Below are 17,127 nucleotides of genomic sequence, written 5' to 3' on the forward strand. Positions count from 1 at the left end.
CTCAGTTTAACAAAGCGCACTATGCGATTACCCACATCGTATGGGTATTGCGGCTATTTTCAAGTATCCGGAGGGCGTAAGTCACCAGAAAGACACAACTTTACACAATTGGAAATCTGCCTGACGGAAGGATGCGGAACAAAAAGAAACAGGCACAATTTCTTGTGCCTGTTGGGGGATTATTTCGCCGGAGCGGGTTGCTCAGCAGGCTTATCTTTTTCCAGATTCGCCAGGTCGAGGGCGATATGCACCGTCTCGTCCAGGTAAGGATCCGGCTCCTGGTAATCTTTTGGCAGATCGTCCAGTTTCTTGAGCAGAGGCTTACCTTCACGCTTGAAGCGGTCGTTGATACGGGCCAGACGCGTGGCATCGTCTTCGTTGTTCTCTTTCTCACGCTGGGCGTAGTTCAGAGAAACAATATTCCGTTTATCCTTCAGGGCATTGAAACGCGCAATGTCCTTCATGATGTACTGGAATTCCGGATCTTTCGCGATGCGGTCGTTATGCGCTTTCAGCAGTTCAGGGCCAAATTGCGTCATATCACCCGCTTTCACGTAGGTCGCAGCATTGATGCTGTCCCACGGTAACGCGTTATCTTCAAACTTCTCGCCAGTTTCGGTCTCTTCCGTTCCTGTCGGCATCATGATATCCGGCGTGACGCCTTTACGCTGCGTACTGCCGCCGTTGACGCGGTAGAACTTCTGAATGGTGTACTGCACTGAACCCAGCGCAGGCCATTCCGGACGCAGCATCTGATCGTAGATACGGTTCAGCGATCGATACTGCTGAACGGTGCCTTTACCAAAGGTTGGCTCACCCACGATCAGCGCACGGCCGTAGTCCTGCATTGCCGCGGCAAAGATCTCAGACGCAGACGCACTGAAGCGGTCGACCAGCACGACCAGCGGGCCTTTGTAGTAGACCACACCATCGTTGTCGGCATCTTCACGGACTTTACCGTTGTTATCACGCACCTGAACCACAGGGCCAGACGGGATGAAGAGGCCAGAGAGCGATACCGCTTCTGTCAGCGCACCACCGCCGTTGCTGCGCAGGTCAATGATGACGCTGCTGACGTTCTGTTTCTCAAGTTTCTGCAGCTGAACCTTCACATCGTCGGTCAGCCCTACGTAGAAGCCAGGGATATCCAGGACACCCACCTTCTCTTTACCCACGGTTTTCACCGACATTTTCACCGCGCGGTCTTCCAGACGGATACGCTCACGGGTCAGGGTAACGATACGGGTTTTAGTGCCTTTACCCGCTGGCAGAATTTCCAGACGAACTTTGCTGCCTTTCGGACCTTTAATCAGCGCAACCACGTCGTCAAGACGCCAGCCAATGACATCGACCATGCCTTTACCGGTTTGTCCGACCCCAACAATGCGGTCACCTACGCTGATCGCTTTGCTTTTGGAGGCCGGGCCACCCGCCACCATGGAATTGATCACGGTGTAATCATCGTCCATCTGCAGTACCGCACCGATACCTTCCAGAGACAGGCTCATTTCGGTATTGAACTGTTCGGTGTTGCGCGGGGAGAGATAGTTGGTGTGCGGATCGATTTCGTGCGCAAAGGCCGTCATTGCCAGAGAGAAGACATCCTCACTGTTGGTCTGCGCCAGACGACGAATGGCAAATTTGTAACGACGCGTCAGCGTGTCACGGATCTCTTTTTCATCTTTGCCGGTCAGCTTGAGACTCAGTTCGTCGTATTTGACCTTTCCGTCCCACAGCGCATTCAACTCGGCTTCATCTTTCGGCCACGGCGCTTTGCTGCGATCAAGATTGAAATTGTCGTTGCCGGTGAAGTCCATCGGACGTTCGAGCACTTTCAGGGCGTACTGATAGCGTTCAAAGCGGCGCTTTTGCGACAGGTTGTAGAGGTCGTAGAAAAGATCCAGCTTGCCTGACCGCAACTCATCACCCACCTCGGATTTGCGCTTAGCGAACTGCTCGACATCACTGGCGAGCAAAACGTTATGGCTGTAATCCAGCAAGTTCAGATAGCGGTCAAAGATTTTGGCCGAAAAGGCCTGATCGAGATCGAACTGACGATAGTGCGAGCGGGTGAAACGAGACGTCACGCGCTCGCTCACCGTCGCGTGCTGCGTCTCTTCCTTGAGTACCGGAATTTGATCAACACGCGTGATATCGTCCACTGCGAAAGCATGGCCTGTTATAGCAAACAGACCCGCCAGCGCGGTGAGCTTAAAAAAAGTGTTCATGCCAGGCTTGGCCTCCGTTTCAGAACAACAAGTGTTCTGCGCGTACAATCATTGACATACCAGAAGTCAGCTGTACACGAACGCCATCTTTGGTGATTTCCAGTACGGTGGCGTCCATAGCATTGTTGCCCGCTTTGACCTTCAGCGCCTGACCCACGCTCAGCGCGTTGATGTCAGAAACCGGGGTATGGCGCGGCTCTTCACGAGGCGCACGTGGGGCTTTGGCTGCTGGTTTGTCTGCACGCGGTTTGCGATCGTTATTATCGTGACGACGCGGCGCAGGGCGCGGTTTACGCTCACGACGAGGCGCTTCTTCCTGGCCGTTTGCCGCTGCGGCTTCGCGTTTTTTCGCTTGCTGTTCTGCACGTTGTGCCTGAACGCGTGCTTTGGCTTCTTCAAGCTGCTTGCGTGCGTGTTCAACGTGCTGCTCGTCCAGCTCACCACAAGGGTTGCCGTCGAGATCCACGCGAGTCGCGCCCGGTTTGATACCGTACAGGTAACGCCAGCTCGAAGTATAAAGACGTAAGGCAGAACGCAACTGAGTTTTGCTGAGGTTCATTTCCCCCTCAACGCGCGCTACCAGATCCTGAAAAATACCGACTTTCAGGGGACGAGCTTCACCTTCCGCGCTGAAGCACTGCGGGAAACGCTCGGCCAGAAATGCGATAACTTCTTTACTGCTATTCAACTTAGGTTGATTTTCCATGAAATTTCCTGATTACAACGGACGTTGCCAACAAGCGCAGGCATGAACAGGCGTCATTATAATGACGCTATCAGTAAATGCTACGTTATCCGTTGATTATCCTGCGACGCTCGCAAAGAATTTTTGATAATCGGTGCCGGCAAGGACGTTTTCCAGATTCGCCACCAGCTCGCGCAGCCCTTGCTCGTCCTCGGTTGTGAAGCGACTGAAGACGGTGCTGTCGATATCCAAAACGCCAATAATCTGATTTCTTACGACCAGCGGCAGTACGATCTCAGAATTACTGGCGGCATCACAGGCGATATGCCCGTCAAACGCATGAACATCTTCCACACGCTGTACCTGATTCTCGGCCACCGCAGTACCGCATACACCGCGCCCGACCGGAATACGCACGCAAGCCAGTTTGCCCTGGAACGGGCCAAGTACCAGCGTGTCACCTTCCAGGAGGTAAAAGCCAGCCCAGTTCACGTCAGAGAGACGTTCGAACAACAATGCGCTAGTATTTGCCAGAGTGGCTAAGAAGCTGGTCTCACCCGCCATCAATGCCTTAAAATCGCGGTTCAGATCCGCGTAGAATTCTGTTTTGTTCATTATTCAATCACTTAGTTGTCTTACAAAATTACCGCATAGCCTATTAAAATAAGCATTAAATGCGCTCATGCTCAAGATGAATCCGTTCATGAGTTAATATAACGTTCAACAATACTTATTTGTGCGCAGCTGATGGCCTTAAAAACAACCAAAATTACGCCGACAAAAAAGATAACGGTCCATACGGTAAGAGACGCTTTGCCTCGTGCACATTATCAGCGTTGCCCCCAGTGCGATACGCTTTTTATGTTGCCGAAGATGAAATCGCACCAAAGTGCCTTTTGCCCCCGATGTGACGCGAAAATTCGTGACGGCCGAGACTGGTCGTTAACCCGTCTGGCCGCCATGGCCGTCACCATGCTGCTGCTGATGCCCTTCGCCTGGACCGAGCCCCTGCTGAAGCTCTACCTGCTTGGCGTACGCATTGATGCCAACGTGCTGCAGGGGATCTGGCAGATGACCCGCCAGGGCGATCCGATTACCGCTGCCATGGTGCTGTTTTGCACCGTTGGCGCGCCGCTGGTGCTGGTTGCAGCCATTGCCTATCTGTGGTTTGGCAACATCCTGGGGATGAATCTTCGCCCTGTGCTGCTGATGCTGGATAAACTCAAAGAGTGGGTGATGCTGGATATCTATCTGGTCGGTGTGGGTGTGGCATCAATTAAAGTGCAGGATTATGCTTTTCTGCAGCCGGGCGTCGGGCTTTTTGCCTTTATCTGCCTGGTGCTGCTCAGCATCCTGACGCTGATCCACCTGAACGTTGAGCAACTCTGGGAGCGTTTTTACCCTCAGCGCCCTGCCACCCGTCCGGATGAGAATCTCCGCGTCTGTCTGGGATGCCATTACACCGGGTTGCCCGATCCCCGTGGGCGCTGTCCGCGCTGCCACATACCCTTGCTGCATCGACGCAATAACAGTCTGCAAAAATGCTGGGCGGCGCTGATTGCCTCCCTGGTGTTCTTGATCCCCGCCAATATGCTGCCGATTTCCGTCATTTACGTGAATGGTGCCCGTCAGGAGGATACAATCCTCTCCGGCATTATCTCCCTGGCGCACAGCAACGTTGGGGTGGCGGCCATCGTCTTTATCGCCAGTATTCTGGTTCCTTTTACCAAAGTAATGGTGATGTTCACCCTGCTCATCAGCATTCACTTTAAGTGTGAGCAAGGATTACGAACCCGAATACTGCTTTTGCGATTCGTCACCTGGATTGGCCGCTGGTCCATGTTGGATCTGTTTGTGATTTCGCTGATGATGTCGCTGATCAATCGCGACCAGTTACTTGCTTTTACTATGGGACCCGCAGCTTTTTATTTCGGCTCTGCGGTGATATTGACTATTCTTGCTGTGGAATGGCTGGATAGCCGCTTACTTTGGGATGCACATGAGTCAGGAAACCCCCGCTTCGCCGACTGAAGCGAGAATTAAAACTAAACGCCGCATTTCGCCATTCTGGTTGCTGCCTGTCATCGCCCTGATGATTGCAGGCTGGCTTATCTGGACGAGCTATGAAGATCGCGGAAGTACCGTCACCATTGATTTCCAGACCGCCGACGGCATTGTCGCCGGACGAACCCCCGTTCGTTTTCAGGGGGTTGAAGTCGGTACGGTTCAGGACATCTCACTCGGAAAAGGGCTGAACAAAATTCAGGTGCGGGTCAGCATTAAATCGGACATGCAGGACGCGCTGCGCAGCGAAACGCAGTTCTGGCTGGTCACGCCGAAGGCGTCTCTGGCGGGTGTCTCGGGGCTGGATGCGCTGGTTGGCGGTAACTACATCGGTATGATGCCAGGCAAGGGCGAACCGCAGGATCACTTTGTCGCGCTGGATACGCAGCCAAAATACCGTCTCAATAACGGCGATCTGATGATCCATCTGCAGGCGCCGGATCTCGGCTCACTGAACAGTGGCTCGTTGGTCTATTTCCGAAAAATTCCGGTGGGTCGCGTTTACGATTACGCCATCAATCCGAACAAACAGGGCGTGACCATCGATGTGCTGATCGAACGCCGATTCACCAACCTGGTGAAAAAAGGCAGCCGCTTCTGGAACGTGTCTGGCGTAGATGCCGACCTCAGCCTGAGCGGTGCTAAAGTGAAGCTGGAGAGCCTGGCCGCACTGGTAAACGGGGCGATTGCCTTTGACTCCTCGGAGAACTCCAGCCCTGCTGCTGCCGATGATACGTTCGGGTTGTACGCTGATCTGGCGCACAGCCAGCGAGGGGTGATCGTCAAACTTGTTCTGCCCGATGCGAAAGGTCTGAAAGCCGGATCAACACCGCTGATGTATCAGGGTCTGCAGGTAGGTCAGCTCACCAAAATGACGCTCAACCCTGGCGGCTCGGTGACGGGCGAAATGACCGTCGACCCCAGCGTGGTCGATCTCCTGCGCGAGAAAACGCGTATCGAGATGCGCAGTCCGAAGCTCTCTCTGAACGATGCCAGTCTCAGCACTTTGCTGACCGGCAACACGTTTGAACTGATCCCCGGTGAAGGAAAGCCAAGCAACAACTTCGTGATCGCCCCGGCGGATAAAGCCCTGCTGCAAAAACCGGGCGTTGTGACGGTTACGCTAAATGCACCCGAAAGTTATGGTATTGAAGCCGGTCAGCCGCTGATCCTCCACGGTGTCCAGGTGGGTCAGGTTCTGGAGCGAACGCTTTCCGAAAACGGCGTGAGCTTCTCGGTAGCGATCGATCCGCAATACAGCAACCTCGTCCATGGCGACAGTAAATTCGTGGTTAACAGCCGCGTCGATGTGAAGGTAGGCCTGGACGGCGTAGAGTTCCTTGGTGCCAGTGCCAGCGAATGGGTTAACGGCGGCATTCGCATTTTGCCGGGCGATAAAGGCCCCATCCGCGAAAATTACCCGCTGTATGCCAACCTGGACAAAGCGATTGAAAACAGCCTGAGCGATCTGCCGACGACCACGCTGACCTTGAGCGCCGAGACGCTACCGGACGTCCAGGCAGGTTCTGTTGTGCTGTATCGCAAGTTTGAAGTCGGGGAAGTGATCGCCGTTCGCCCGCGTGCGGACGCGTTTGATATCGAACTGCATATCAAGCCGGAGTATCGCAAGCTGCTGACGCCAAACAGCGTCTTCTGGGCCGAAGGCGGCGCGAAAGTTCAGCTTAACGGTAACGGGCTGACCGTGCAGGCCTCCCCGCTCTCACGCGCGCTGCGCGGCGCCATTAGCTTCGATAACCTCAGCGGTGCAGGCGCAAACCTGCGTAAGGGCGATAAGCGTATTCTCTTCCCGTCCGAAACCGCCGCGCGTGCCGTGGGTGGGCAGATTACCCTGCATGCATTTGATGCCGGTAAGCTGGCGGAAGGCATGCCGATTCGCTACCTGGGCATTGATATCGGCCAGATCCAGAAGCTGACGCTGATCACCTCCCGCAACGAGGTACAGGCCACCGCGGTGCTCTACCCGGAATATGTGCAGACCTTCGCCCGTACCGGTTCCCGCTTCTCGGTGGTGACGCCGCAGATTTCGGCCGCAGGCGTTGAACATCTCGACACTATTCTGCAGCCCTATATCAACGTCGAACCCGGCCAGGGCAATGCACGGCGTGATTTCGAACTGCAGGAAGCCACCATCACCGATTCGCGCTACCTCGGTGGCCTGAGCATTGTGGTGGAAGTCCCGGAAGCAGGCTCACTTGGCATCGGCACACCGGTTCTGTTCCGCGGTATTGAGGTAGGTACGGTAACGGGTCTGACGCTTGGTACGCTCTCCGATCGTGTGATGGTGGCGTTACGTATCAGCGACCGTTACCAGCACCTGGTACGAAATAATTCGGTATTCTGGCTGGCATCTGGCTACTCGCTGGACTTCGGCCTGACGGGGGGCGTGGTGAAAACCGGTACCTTCAACCAGTTCATCCGTGGTGGTATTGCGTTTGCCACCCCGCCGGGCACGCCACTGGCGCCAAAAGCGCAGTCAGGGAAACACTTCCTGCTGCTCGAAAGCGAACCGAAAGAGTGGCGTGAATGGGGAACGGCTCTGCCGCGTTAATCTGAAAGGCTCCGGTGTCAACGCGCCGGAGCCTTTATGTTACACTGCGCACCTGAACTTTTCCCTGTGGTGTGCACGTGGCTCAAAACTCCGTATTTCTTCCTGAACAATTCCTTGCGCAAATGCGCGAGGCGCTTCCCTCTCACCTGTCGTTAGATGATTTTATAGCCGCCTGCCAGCGTCCGTTACGCCGGAGCATTCGCGTCAACACGCTGAAAATCAGCGTCGATGATTTTCTGACGCTGGTTTCCCCATACAACTGGCAGCTTACGCCGGTGCCCTGGTGTGCAGAGGGGTTTTGGATCGAGCGCGATGACGAAGATGCCGTGCCGCTGGGAAGTACCGCAGAACATCTGAGCGGTCTGTTTTATATTCAGGAAGCCAGTTCGATGCTGCCGGTTGCCGCCCTGTTCGCAGAAGGCAACGCACCTGAACGCGTGATGGACGTGGCCGCCGCGCCCGGCTCGAAAACAACACAAATTGCCGCCCGGATGGGTAATCACGGGGCGATTCTTGCCAACGAATTTTCCGCCAGCCGCGTGAAAGTCTTGCATGCCAACATCAGCCGCTGCGGTATCCAGAATGTCGCCCTGACGCATTTTGACGGACGCGTGTTTGGCGCCGCCTTGCCGGAAGCGTTCGATGCCATTCTGCTCGACGCCCCCTGCTCTGGCGAGGGGGTGGTGCGTAAAGATCCCGATGCGTTAAAGAACTGGTCTGTGGAAAGCAATCTTGAGATCGCTGCCACGCAGCGCGAACTGATCGACAGCGCCTTTCACGCCCTGCGACCCGGCGGCACGCTGGTTTACTCCACCTGTACCCTCAACCGCGATGAAAACGAAGACGTCTGTCTGTGGTTGAAAGCGCAATACCCGGATGCCGTTGAGTTCCTGCCACTTAACGATCTGTTTGCCACGGCAGATGAGGCCGCCACGCCGGAAGGTTTCCTGCACGTGTTCCCACAGATTTACGACTGCGAAGGGTTCTTTGTGGCTCGTCTGCGCAAAACTCAGGCGGTGGCTCCCCTGCCAGCCCCGAAATTTAAGGTCGGCAATTTCCCGTTCGCCCCGCTGAAGGGCCGCGATGCTGTGCAACTTAAAGCCGCCGCCAACAAGGTTGGGCTGATCTGGGATGAGAATCTGCACCTCTGGATGCGTGATAAAGAGATATGGCTGTTCCCGGCACCCATTGAGCCGCTTATTGGCAAAGTCCGTTTTTCACGTATCGGGATCCGCCTGGCGGAAGTGCATAATAAAGGTTACCGCTGGCAGCACGAAGCGGTCATCGCCCTGGCGGACAGCGATAACACGTTTGAATTGACGCATCAGGAAGCCGAAGAGTGGTATCGTGGTCGCGACGTTTACCCGGAAACCACCCCGTCTCAGGATGAGGTTATTGTGACGTATCAGGGCTTCCCGTTGGGTCTGGCGAAAAAGGTCGGCTCGCGGCTGAAAAATAGTTATCCGCGGGAGTTGGTCCGCGATGGCCGGTTGTTTACGGGTAACAGTCCCACCGACTAAAAAAAAGCGCATTTTTTTACTGGCGATTTTGCTCTCCTTGTCTACGATCAAAAATGGATGCCCATACTGGTCATACCAGATTCTGAAAACCGACCCGGAGAGCACTATGACGAAAACCAGCGTGCGTATTGGCGCTTTTGAGATCGACGACGCAGAGCTGCGCGGCGAAGCACAAGGCGATCGAACGTTAAGTATTCCCTGCAAATCCGACCCGGATTTGTGCATGCAACTCGACGCATGGGATGCGGATACCAGCGTCCCGGCGATACTTGATGGCGAACACTCTGTTCTTTACCGTGAGCATTACGATAGCAAAACCGATGCCTGGGTCATGCGCCTTGCCTGACCTAAAGAGAACCCGCCCGAAGGCGGGTTATTTATTACTGTAGCTGTGCCAGCGTGAAGTAACCGTCGAACACCGCTCCGGTATCAATATAGTGCAGGTTATCAAAATCATACCGCCTGTCGACGGGCGTATGCCCGAACCAGAAATGATCCGCACCGCTAATCCCCTGCCCTTTGCCCACCATAAAGCCCATCAACCTGTCGCGATCCCACAGCACGCGCTGGGCGCTCACCGGTTTTTGCCAGCGGTATTCCGCGGCGGGGTAATCTGCGTGCGCAATAACATTGAGACCGTTTGCGCAGGTTATCTCGATAATATGCGGCAATTCGCGGCAGGCGTTTAGTAACGTTCGCGCCAGCGCCTGCTGCTCGCGATCAAGGCGCGTAAACCACACTCCACCATTCATCGCCCACAGCGAAGAATCATTATTGTCCAGACTATCAATTGCCATTTGCTCATGGTTACCCCGCACGGCTCTGAACCATTTCTCATTGATGAGCTGCAGTGTTTTTACGCTGTCAGGACCGCGATCGATCAAATCGCCAACGGAAATAAGCAAATCCTCATACGGATTAAAATGGCGGCGTTTCAGTTCGTCCATAAGCCAGTGATAACAGCCATGTATATCGCTGACAACCCAGACGTGACGCCACATCCCACCCTCTATTCGCTGATACATAAGGCCTCCTTTAAACAGTATAGCCGCCGTATAAAAAGCAAAAGACGGGAGCGGTTCTTACAAAGTCAAACAAACGGTAAACCAACCAGAAATAAAGATCCTCACGCTATTAATCCCTTATTCCTGGCTCCTTAGAATAGAGGCAGAAAAAAACGAGGGATCTTCACGTGTCTAATACACACCTGCATAACGATGTGTTCTACCCACATCGCACAAATATAATTTCCGAGCTGGTGAACGGCGAACGTGTCCCGGGACCCATCTGGCGGAAACGCGATTATCGGCTGAAGTTCCTTTTACGTTCGCTTCTGTTCTGGTCTTCCACCCGTCGCATGCTGGAAGCCCTTTCAGGGCGTGACGATTTCGACAAACTGCTCGCCGCTCAAATTACATTGCCCAGCAAGACCCATCGGCAGTATCTGATGCGTGGCCTGACCGCGAACGATCGCGCCGACGCTATCGTTACCCATTATTACTGGATCGATAGCCTGAAAGAGCGCGCCCTCGCCCAGGCGCTGACCAGCCCGCAGGAACAAACCGTTGTTCAGTTCCATGCAAAAGAGGGCGTGATCTATACGGTTAATGCATCCTCTGCCGGGAAAGCCGAGCGCGAAGGTGAGAGCACGCTGTGGCTGCGCGATAACGAGGATACGCTGCTTGCCAGCCTGACCTTTAGCGTAGCCCGCAGCAACGGACAACGCGTAATAGTGATTGGCGGGCTTCAGGGCCCCCGCCGCTGCGTGTCGCGGGACGTCATTAAACAATCCACCCGCGCCTGTCACGGCCTGTTCCCTAAACGCGTGCTGATGGAAGTTCTTTTCCAGCTGGCCTTACAGTCATCTGTTAAGGCGATTTTTGCCGTCAGCGACGAGGGACACGTTTTCCGCGCATTGCGCTATCGCCTCAGCAAAGGCCGCCATTTCCACGCCAGCTATGACGAATTCTGGGATTCTCTGGGCGGTAAAAAGGTCTCCGGCTTCTGCTGGCAGCTCCCGCTGCAGATGGAACGCAAATCTCTCGACGAGATCGCGAGCAAGAAGCGTGCGGAATACCGCCGTCGTTTTGAATTGCTTGATGAAATTGAGGCGTCGGTAAAATCCCGCTTTTAAGCACGGCGCTGACTTTCCTTAATTGCTCACAAAAATTTAACAAAACAGGCAAAAAGGGCTGGACTTCCGCCTGCGGTGTTGTGATATGTTTTACGAAGTCGCACAGGATGCATCCGCTGCATAAAGATGATAAAAGGCGTAACGTATTGTCTTTCATACAGATAAAAAGAGACCGAATACGATTCCTGTATTCGGTCCAGGGAAATGGCTCTTGGGAGAGAGCCGTGCGCTAAAAGTTGGCATTAATGCAGGCTAAGTCGCCTTGCCTTTTAAGAATAGATGACGACGCCAGGTTTTCCAGTCCACAGTTAAAGCGGCCAGAAAAAAAGCGTTAAATCATCATTAAAAACAAAAAACCGCAGTGCTTTCGCGAGCATCTGCGGTTTTTTATTGGAAACCTGAACGCTAGCAGAGCTTGTCAGCGCGTTCGATAAACGGTGTCAGGCTCATCTTCTGCCCCGGATGAGCCGGGTCATCAATCTGAATCACGCTGATGGGCTGGCCGCTGCTCTTGCCGCTGGCCACCTGCTGCTCTGCAACCTCATTCAACGGGTATTGCACCAGCGTACTCGGGTTGATCGCGTATAACGCATGTCCCGGACGACAGGTCAGCATCACCTCTTCGCGATTAAACGCCCACTTGTCTTTACCCACTTCAAAACGGCTGACGGTGATCACCTGCGGCGCGGCCAGAGCGCTCCCCGTGCAGGCCAGCAATAAGAGCGAAAGTACTGTTTTTTTCATATGTTAGTTAACCTTGTCAGAAGGGTTCCCAGGTGGCGAACAGGCTGACCGCTGCCAGAACCAGCGCTCCCAGCACCACTTCTGCCTGTGTCATCCTGATAAAAAGCTGTTGTGCCCACCCGGAATCCGGACGAAACCGTGGCACCAGAAAATACCGATTTGCCAGCGCAATTGCCACCATCAACGCCACCAGCGCACATTTGAACAATAAAAGCTGCACGTAGCCAGCCTGCCAGGGAATATGGACGCCCAGAATCAAGAGCGAATTGATCGTCCCTGTGAGCAGCACGCCCGCGACGGCATAGTGGCCTACGCGCGAGAAACGCATCATGGTGTAGATGGCCGCGTTCTGCCAGCGCCCTTTTGCCAGATGCATGCAGAACAGCAGCGGCAGTAATCCGCCGAGCCAGGTTGCGGCACATAACAGATGAACGGCATGATTGAGACGCTGCACAGCCCCCAACGGACCTTCGTTCATCGTCGCGTGGCCTACCCCTGCCAGCAGGACAAACTGCCCCATTGCGAGCAGTAGCAGCCGGGAGCCTTTCAGCGGCGCAAGCCACGCGGCAGCAACCGTAATGGAAGCCAGGATAATTTGCCACAGCCAGACGCTGCCAAACTGCGTCCCCAGTACGCCGTGCCAGACTTGCGTGTTAATCACATCTCCCCAGCCGTCGCCCATTAATCCGCCCTGAAGCATGAACATCAGAAGCGCAGCGGCCAGGCTGATTAAAGATGCCACCCGCTGCTGTAGCGCGAAACGCAGAGCCATCAGACGGTGGAGAGAGGAAGGCGCCAACCAGACGCTGTATAGCGCATTACCAAAAACGAGCATCAGCGCCGCGAAATGGATAAAGCGCAACCCAACATAGACCAGTGCCAGCATGCTATTTCACGCTAAAGTGATAGCTGCCTTTGGTTTTGTGGCCGTCGACGGAAACCACATGCCAGTCCACCTGGTAGGTTCCGGTCGCCAGCGTTTGCGCCAGCGGAACGATCAGTTGAGCCTTGTTCTTTTCGTCTCGCGTTACGGCTCCCGTTTTGACGACCTGCTTGTGCGCATCCGTCACCACCACACCGCTAAATCCCGGTTCGATACCTTCCGAAAAATTCAGCGTCAGTGACTGCGGAGCGCTCACCACGCTGTCTGCTGCCGGGCTCTGCTGTTTAAGATGCGCATGCGCCAGCACAGCGGGCGAGATAATGACTGATGCCAGAAAAACCAGCGCGCATACCGTGCGGGAAGTGGATAACCCCATCGCGATCATTCCTTTTTGTTATGTCTGTATGCTAAAGAATAACGCTGTATAATAGACGAGTCGAGGATCATCCCGCCTCCGCTTGTCATCGTCGCGCAATCGCGGTAACGTTGCCGCCGCATAAACAGGAGAAGGAAATGAAAATCAATCTGGCCGCCCTTCCTCAGGACGAGATGGATAAAGTGAATGTCGATCTCGCAGCCGCTGGCGTTGCGTTCAAAGAGCGTTACAACATGCCCATCGTAGCTGAAGTTGTGGAACGGGAACAACCCGCCCATTTGCGCGACTGGTTCCGGGAAAGATTAATTGCTCACCGTCTCGCTTCGGTCAACCTCTCTCGTCTGCCGTACGAGCCTAAAGTTAAATAAGCTTAACGAGTCGTTACACTTCCTTACGCGAAATCTGGCAGGATAAGAAAACCCTGATTAAATTAGGTGTATTCTTAAATCCCTGCGACTCAGTGTATAAGGAAGTCACGATGTCACAATGGAATATAGCGGCAGCCCAGTATGGCGGGCAGTATCACAGTGTTGATGAACACGTTACCCACCACCTACGCTTCATTGCCGAAGCGGCACAGCAGCAGTGCGATCTGCTGGTCTTCCCGGAACTCTCCTTAACCGGCTCAGGCACAACGACGTTACCTCCCCCACCGTGCGACGCACAGCTGGAACCCTTGCTTGATGCGGCACATTTTTACCAGATTAGCGTTATTGCCGGGCTTCCCCTTGAGCGGAATGGCCAGCGTCAGAAAGGTCTCGTGCTCTTTACGCCCTCTCGGCCGAGCATCGTGCGCTATCCGCAAGGCGGCGGTGCGAGCCTGGTTCCGGGGGATAAACAGCTCACCATCATTGATGCGCAGGGCGATTCCCCCAATCTCGATTCGCAGGCAACGCTGTTCACCAGCAGCCAGTCGGTAAGGGACAACCGCTGGCGGCAGTCCATCAGCACCCTGCAACGCTTTGCACACAAATATGCCATTGCGGTATTAATGGCGAACGCCAGCACCGGCAGCGCATTATGGGATGAAAAAGGCCAGTTGATCGTGCGGGCGGATAAAGGCGAGCTGCTGTTAACCGGCACGCTTAACCGACAGGGTTGGCAAGGCGATATCATTCCTTTAGGCTAAGCGTTTTAAGCTCAGGAGATTTTCATGCTGCGCGTCATTGATACCGAAACTTGCGATCTTCAGGGCGGAATTGTGGAGGTGGCCTCGGTCGACGTCGTTGACGGAAAAATAGTCAACCCGATGAGCCATCTGGTGCGGCCCGATCGCCCTATTAGCCCGCAGGCCATGGCTATCCATCGCATCACTGAATCAATGGTGGCGGATAAACCCTGGATAGAAGACATTATCCCGCACTACTATGGCAGCCCGTGGTATGTCGCCCACAATGCCAGCTTCGACCGTCGGGTTCTCCCCGACATGCCCGGGGAATGGATTTGCACCATGAAGCTGGCGCGTCGCCTGTGGCCGGGGATCAAATACAGCAATATGGCGCTGTATAAATCCCGCAAGCTCAGCGTCAGAACGCCTGAAGGGCTTCACCATCACCGCGCGCTGTATGACTGCTATATCACCGCTGCGCTGCTGATCGATATTATGAATACTTCCGGCTGGACACCGGATGATATGGCGACGATTACCGGCCGTCCTGCACTGCTGACGACGTTCACCTTCGGAAAATACCGCGGGAGAGCAGTATCGGATATTGCAGATAAAGATCCAGGCTATCTGCGCTGGCTGTATAACAACCTCGACAAGATGAGCCCGGAGCTACGCTTAACCCTGAAGCATTATCTGGGTGAAGCTTAACGTTCAGCCTGGCCTGGAAGCGTATCCTGCGCCAGGCCGATCAAAAAGGCGTATTCCAGCGCCACCCCTTCATAAGATTTAAACCGCCCCGACTTCCCTCCGTGCCCGGAGTCCATATCGGTACAGAGCAGCAGCAGGTTGTCGTCGGTTTTCAGTTCCCGCAGCTTTGCCACCCATTTCGCCGGTTCCCAGTACTGCACCTGTGAATCGTGCAAACCGGTGGTCACCAGCATGTGCGGGTAGGCTTTCGCTTCCACGTTATCGTACGGGCTGTACGCTTTCATATAGCGATAATAGGTTTCATCCTGTGGATTCCCCCACTCTTCAAACTCCCCGGTCGTGAGCGGGATAGATTCGTCGAGCATGGTGGTGACCACATCGACAAACGGTACCTGCGCAACGATGCCCTTAAAACGCTCGGGACGCTGATTGATCACAGCGCCCATCAGCATGCCGCCCGCGCTGCCGCCCATGCCAAAGCAGAGCTGCGGATCGCCATAGCCTTGTTCAATTAAGGCGTCGCAAACGTCGAGGTAATCATTGAACGTGTTTTGCTTTTTCAGGAATTTCCCGTCTTCATACCAGTGCTGGCCCAGCTCACCGCCGCCGCGAATATGAGCGATGGCAAAAACAAAGCCGCGGTCGAGCAGACTTAATCTGCTGCTGCTGAAGTCGGCATCCATGCTGGAACCATAGGAGCCGTAGCCGTAAACCAGGATAGGGTTTTTACCTTTCTGAAAATGCGCCTTGTGATACACGAGCGAAACCGGCACCTCGACACCATCGCGCGCGGTAACCCACAGGTGTTCGCTACGATAATTGTCGGATTCAAATCCCTTCACTTCTGTTTGCTTCAACACCTGGCGCTGGCCGGTATCCATATCCAGTTCGAACAGCGTATCCGGCGTGGTCATCGACGAGTAGCCATAGCGCAGCCGGGACGATTCAGGCTCAGGATTAAAACCAATCCAGGTGACGTAGGCCGGGTCGTCAAACGCGATCCCTATCACCTCGCGCGTTTTGCGGTTGATTTGCCGGATACTGGTCAACCCCCGCTGACGCTCTTCCACCACCAGCCAGTCGGTAAACAGCGTGAACCCTTCGAGCATCACCTGTTCCCGCGCGGGAATAAGCACCTCCCACTTGCGCTCGTCGCGCACCTTGGTCTTATACAGGCCAAAGTTTTTCCCCTCGCGGTTTGAGCGCAGATAAAAGCTGTGCTGGAAGTGATCCAGACTGTACTCATGGTCTTTTCGGCGCGGCAGAAAGCAGAGCGGCTGGGCATCAGGCAGTTCGGCATCCAGCAGCAGCACTTCTGAGGTGGTAGCGCTGGCAAGGAAAATAATCACATAGTGGCGTGAGGACGTTTTATGCAGGCTGACATAAAACGTTTCGTCTTTCTCTTCATAGACCAGTTCGTCATCGGCAGAGTCCGTGCCTACACTGTGGCGCCACACCTGATAAGGCAGCAGCGTGGCGGCGTGCTTTTTAACGTAGTAGACCGTCTCGGAATCGTTCGCCCAGACAAAATCCGGGGAGACGTTTTCCAGCATTTCCGGATACCAGTTACCGGTTTCCAGATTGCGGAATCGCAGGCCATACTGACGACGGGAGAGATAATCCTCCGCCAGCGCCATAATGGTGTTATCCGGGGAGATGGACATACCGCCCAGCGTATAAAACTCGCTGTGGGCGGCACGCTGGTTGGCATCCAGCAGAATATCCCATTCATCCCACTCGGCGCTTAATACCGACTGTCGCTGATAGATGGGATATTCACTGCCGGGCTCGTAGATATGCCGATAACGATAGCCGTTTTTGGTCCAGGGCGCGGAGATATCGCGCTGAGGAATGCGCTGCACCATTTCGTTCAGCAGCTGGTCCTGAAGCGCCTGCTGGCTGGACATGACCTTGCGACCGTAATCGTTTTCTTCATGCAGGTAGTCGAGTACCTCTGGGCGGGAACGTGAATCGTCCCGTAGCCAGTAATAGTTATCTATACGCGTATCGCCATGGGTGGTGATCGCATACGGAGTACGTCGGGCTTTCGGTGGCATGACATCATTCTTTTAAGTTTTACATCCTATAAGGTTGGCAAAACCCGCGAA

At 54.6% G+C, this 17,127-nt stretch carries 16 protein-coding genes; 8 read left to right on the forward strand and 8 right to left on the reverse strand.

From position 1 onward, the window contains the following. Positions 1 to 179 precede the first annotated feature (179 nt). The 3 genes from prc to BFV64_RS13600 form a co-directional block, all read right to left on the reverse strand. Entirely contained in the window at positions 180 to 2,228 is a 2,049-nt protein-coding gene (gene prc / locus BFV64_RS13590) for a carboxy terminal-processing peptidase (protein ID WP_014884291.1), read from the reverse strand. 19 nt (positions 2,229 to 2,247) lie between these two features. Further along, the gene (proQ, locus tag BFV64_RS13595) at positions 2,248 to 2,934 is read right to left on the reverse strand and encodes an RNA chaperone ProQ (RefSeq protein WP_014884292.1); all 687 of its coding nucleotides are present in this window, start codon (positions 2,932 to 2,934) and stop codon (positions 2,248 to 2,250) included. Positions 2,935 to 3,030: 96 nt separating this feature from the next. Further along, positions 3,031 to 3,528 (reverse strand): GAF domain-containing protein, encoded by a 498-nt coding sequence (locus tag BFV64_RS13600; RefSeq protein WP_014884293.1) that lies wholly within the window; start codon positions 3,526 to 3,528, stop codon positions 3,031 to 3,033. A 132-nt stretch (positions 3,529 to 3,660) separates the two neighbouring features. Here BFV64_RS13600 and yebS point away from each other — a divergent pair, with 132 nt between their 5' ends. From yebS to BFV64_RS13620, 4 genes are all read left to right on the forward strand, one after another. Continuing rightward, on the forward strand, positions 3,661 to 4,944 hold the full coding sequence (gene yebS / locus BFV64_RS13605) for a membrane integrity lipid transport subunit YebS (RefSeq protein ID WP_063943272.1): 1,284 nt from the start codon (positions 3,661 to 3,663) through the stop codon (positions 4,942 to 4,944). Then, positions 4,913 to 7,546 (forward strand): PqiB family protein, encoded by a 2,634-nt coding sequence (locus BFV64_RS13610; protein ID WP_069602187.1) that lies wholly within the window; start codon positions 4,913 to 4,915, stop codon positions 7,544 to 7,546. Before yebS ends, BFV64_RS13610 begins: the two co-directional genes overlap by 32 nt. Before the next feature lie 77 nt (positions 7,547 to 7,623). Then, the gene (gene rsmF / locus BFV64_RS13615) at positions 7,624 to 9,066 is read left to right on the forward strand and encodes a 16S rRNA (cytosine(1407)-C(5))-methyltransferase RsmF (RefSeq protein ID WP_045134186.1); all 1,443 of its coding nucleotides are present in this window, start codon (positions 7,624 to 7,626) and stop codon (positions 9,064 to 9,066) included. A 106-nt stretch (positions 9,067 to 9,172) separates the two neighbouring features. After that, complete coding sequence (locus BFV64_RS13620; RefSeq protein WP_008500472.1) at positions 9,173 to 9,412, forward strand: YebV family protein; 240 nt, start codon at positions 9,173 to 9,175, stop codon at positions 9,410 to 9,412. A gap of 34 nt (positions 9,413 to 9,446) precedes the next feature. Here the strand turns inward: BFV64_RS13620 and pphA are convergent, their stop codons facing one another. Continuing rightward, positions 9,447 to 10,091, reverse strand: coding sequence for a protein-serine/threonine phosphatase (gene pphA, locus BFV64_RS13625; protein ID WP_045134187.1), 645 nt, complete (start codon positions 10,089 to 10,091; stop codon positions 9,447 to 9,449). A 167-nt stretch (positions 10,092 to 10,258) separates the two neighbouring features. Between pphA and BFV64_RS13630 the strand changes: the two genes are divergently transcribed. Further along, positions 10,259 to 11,200: a VirK/YbjX family protein gene (locus BFV64_RS13630; RefSeq protein WP_045134188.1), complete on the forward strand. Its 942-nt coding sequence runs from the start codon at positions 10,259 to 10,261 to the stop codon at positions 11,198 to 11,200. Positions 11,201 to 11,605: 405 nt separating this feature from the next. Here BFV64_RS13630 and BFV64_RS13635 read toward each other — a convergent pair whose 3' ends face one another. Genes BFV64_RS13635 through yobA form a run of 3 tightly spaced genes read right to left on the reverse strand, consistent with a single transcriptional unit; the run spans position 11,606 to position 13,203 of the window. Next, entirely contained in the window at positions 11,606 to 11,944 is a 339-nt protein-coding gene (locus BFV64_RS13635) for a YebY family protein (protein ID WP_014884299.1), read from the reverse strand. Between the two features lie 16 nt (positions 11,945 to 11,960). Continuing rightward, complete coding sequence (gene copD / locus BFV64_RS13640) at positions 11,961 to 12,830, reverse strand: copper homeostasis membrane protein CopD (protein WP_045134189.1); 870 nt, start codon at positions 12,828 to 12,830, stop codon at positions 11,961 to 11,963. 1 nt (position 12,831) lies between these two features. Then, positions 12,832 to 13,203 (reverse strand): CopC domain-containing protein YobA, encoded by a 372-nt coding sequence (gene yobA, locus BFV64_RS13645; RefSeq protein ID WP_023338431.1) that lies wholly within the window; start codon positions 13,201 to 13,203, stop codon positions 12,832 to 12,834. Positions 13,204 to 13,340: 137 nt separating this feature from the next. Between yobA and BFV64_RS13650 the strand changes: the two genes are divergently transcribed. The 3 genes from BFV64_RS13650 (at position 13,341) to exoX (ending at position 15,019) form a co-directional block, all read left to right on the forward strand. Continuing rightward, entirely contained in the window at positions 13,341 to 13,571 is a 231-nt protein-coding gene (locus BFV64_RS13650) for a DNA polymerase III subunit theta (protein WP_013096102.1), read from the forward strand. 110 nt (positions 13,572 to 13,681) lie between these two features. Beyond that, the gene (locus BFV64_RS13655) at positions 13,682 to 14,332 is read left to right on the forward strand and encodes a carbon-nitrogen hydrolase family protein (protein WP_069602188.1); all 651 of its coding nucleotides are present in this window, start codon (positions 13,682 to 13,684) and stop codon (positions 14,330 to 14,332) included. A 24-nt stretch (positions 14,333 to 14,356) separates the two neighbouring features. Next, positions 14,357 to 15,019, forward strand: a complete 663-nt coding sequence (exoX, locus tag BFV64_RS13660; protein WP_014884303.1) for an exodeoxyribonuclease X — start codon at positions 14,357 to 14,359, stop codon at positions 15,017 to 15,019. Here exoX and ptrB read toward each other — a convergent pair. Then, a complete protein-coding gene (gene ptrB, locus BFV64_RS13665) occupies positions 15,016 to 17,076 on the reverse strand; it encodes an oligopeptidase B (RefSeq protein WP_032636201.1) in 2,061 nt (686 codons plus the stop codon). The genes exoX and ptrB overlap by 4 nt on opposite strands. Between the last annotated feature and the right edge of the window lie 51 nt (positions 17,077 to 17,127).

Origin of the sequence: Enterobacter kobei, from assembly GCF_001729765.1 — a bacterium.
In the GTDB taxonomy this organism is placed as follows: domain Bacteria; phylum Pseudomonadota; class Gammaproteobacteria; order Enterobacterales; family Enterobacteriaceae; genus Enterobacter; species Enterobacter kobei.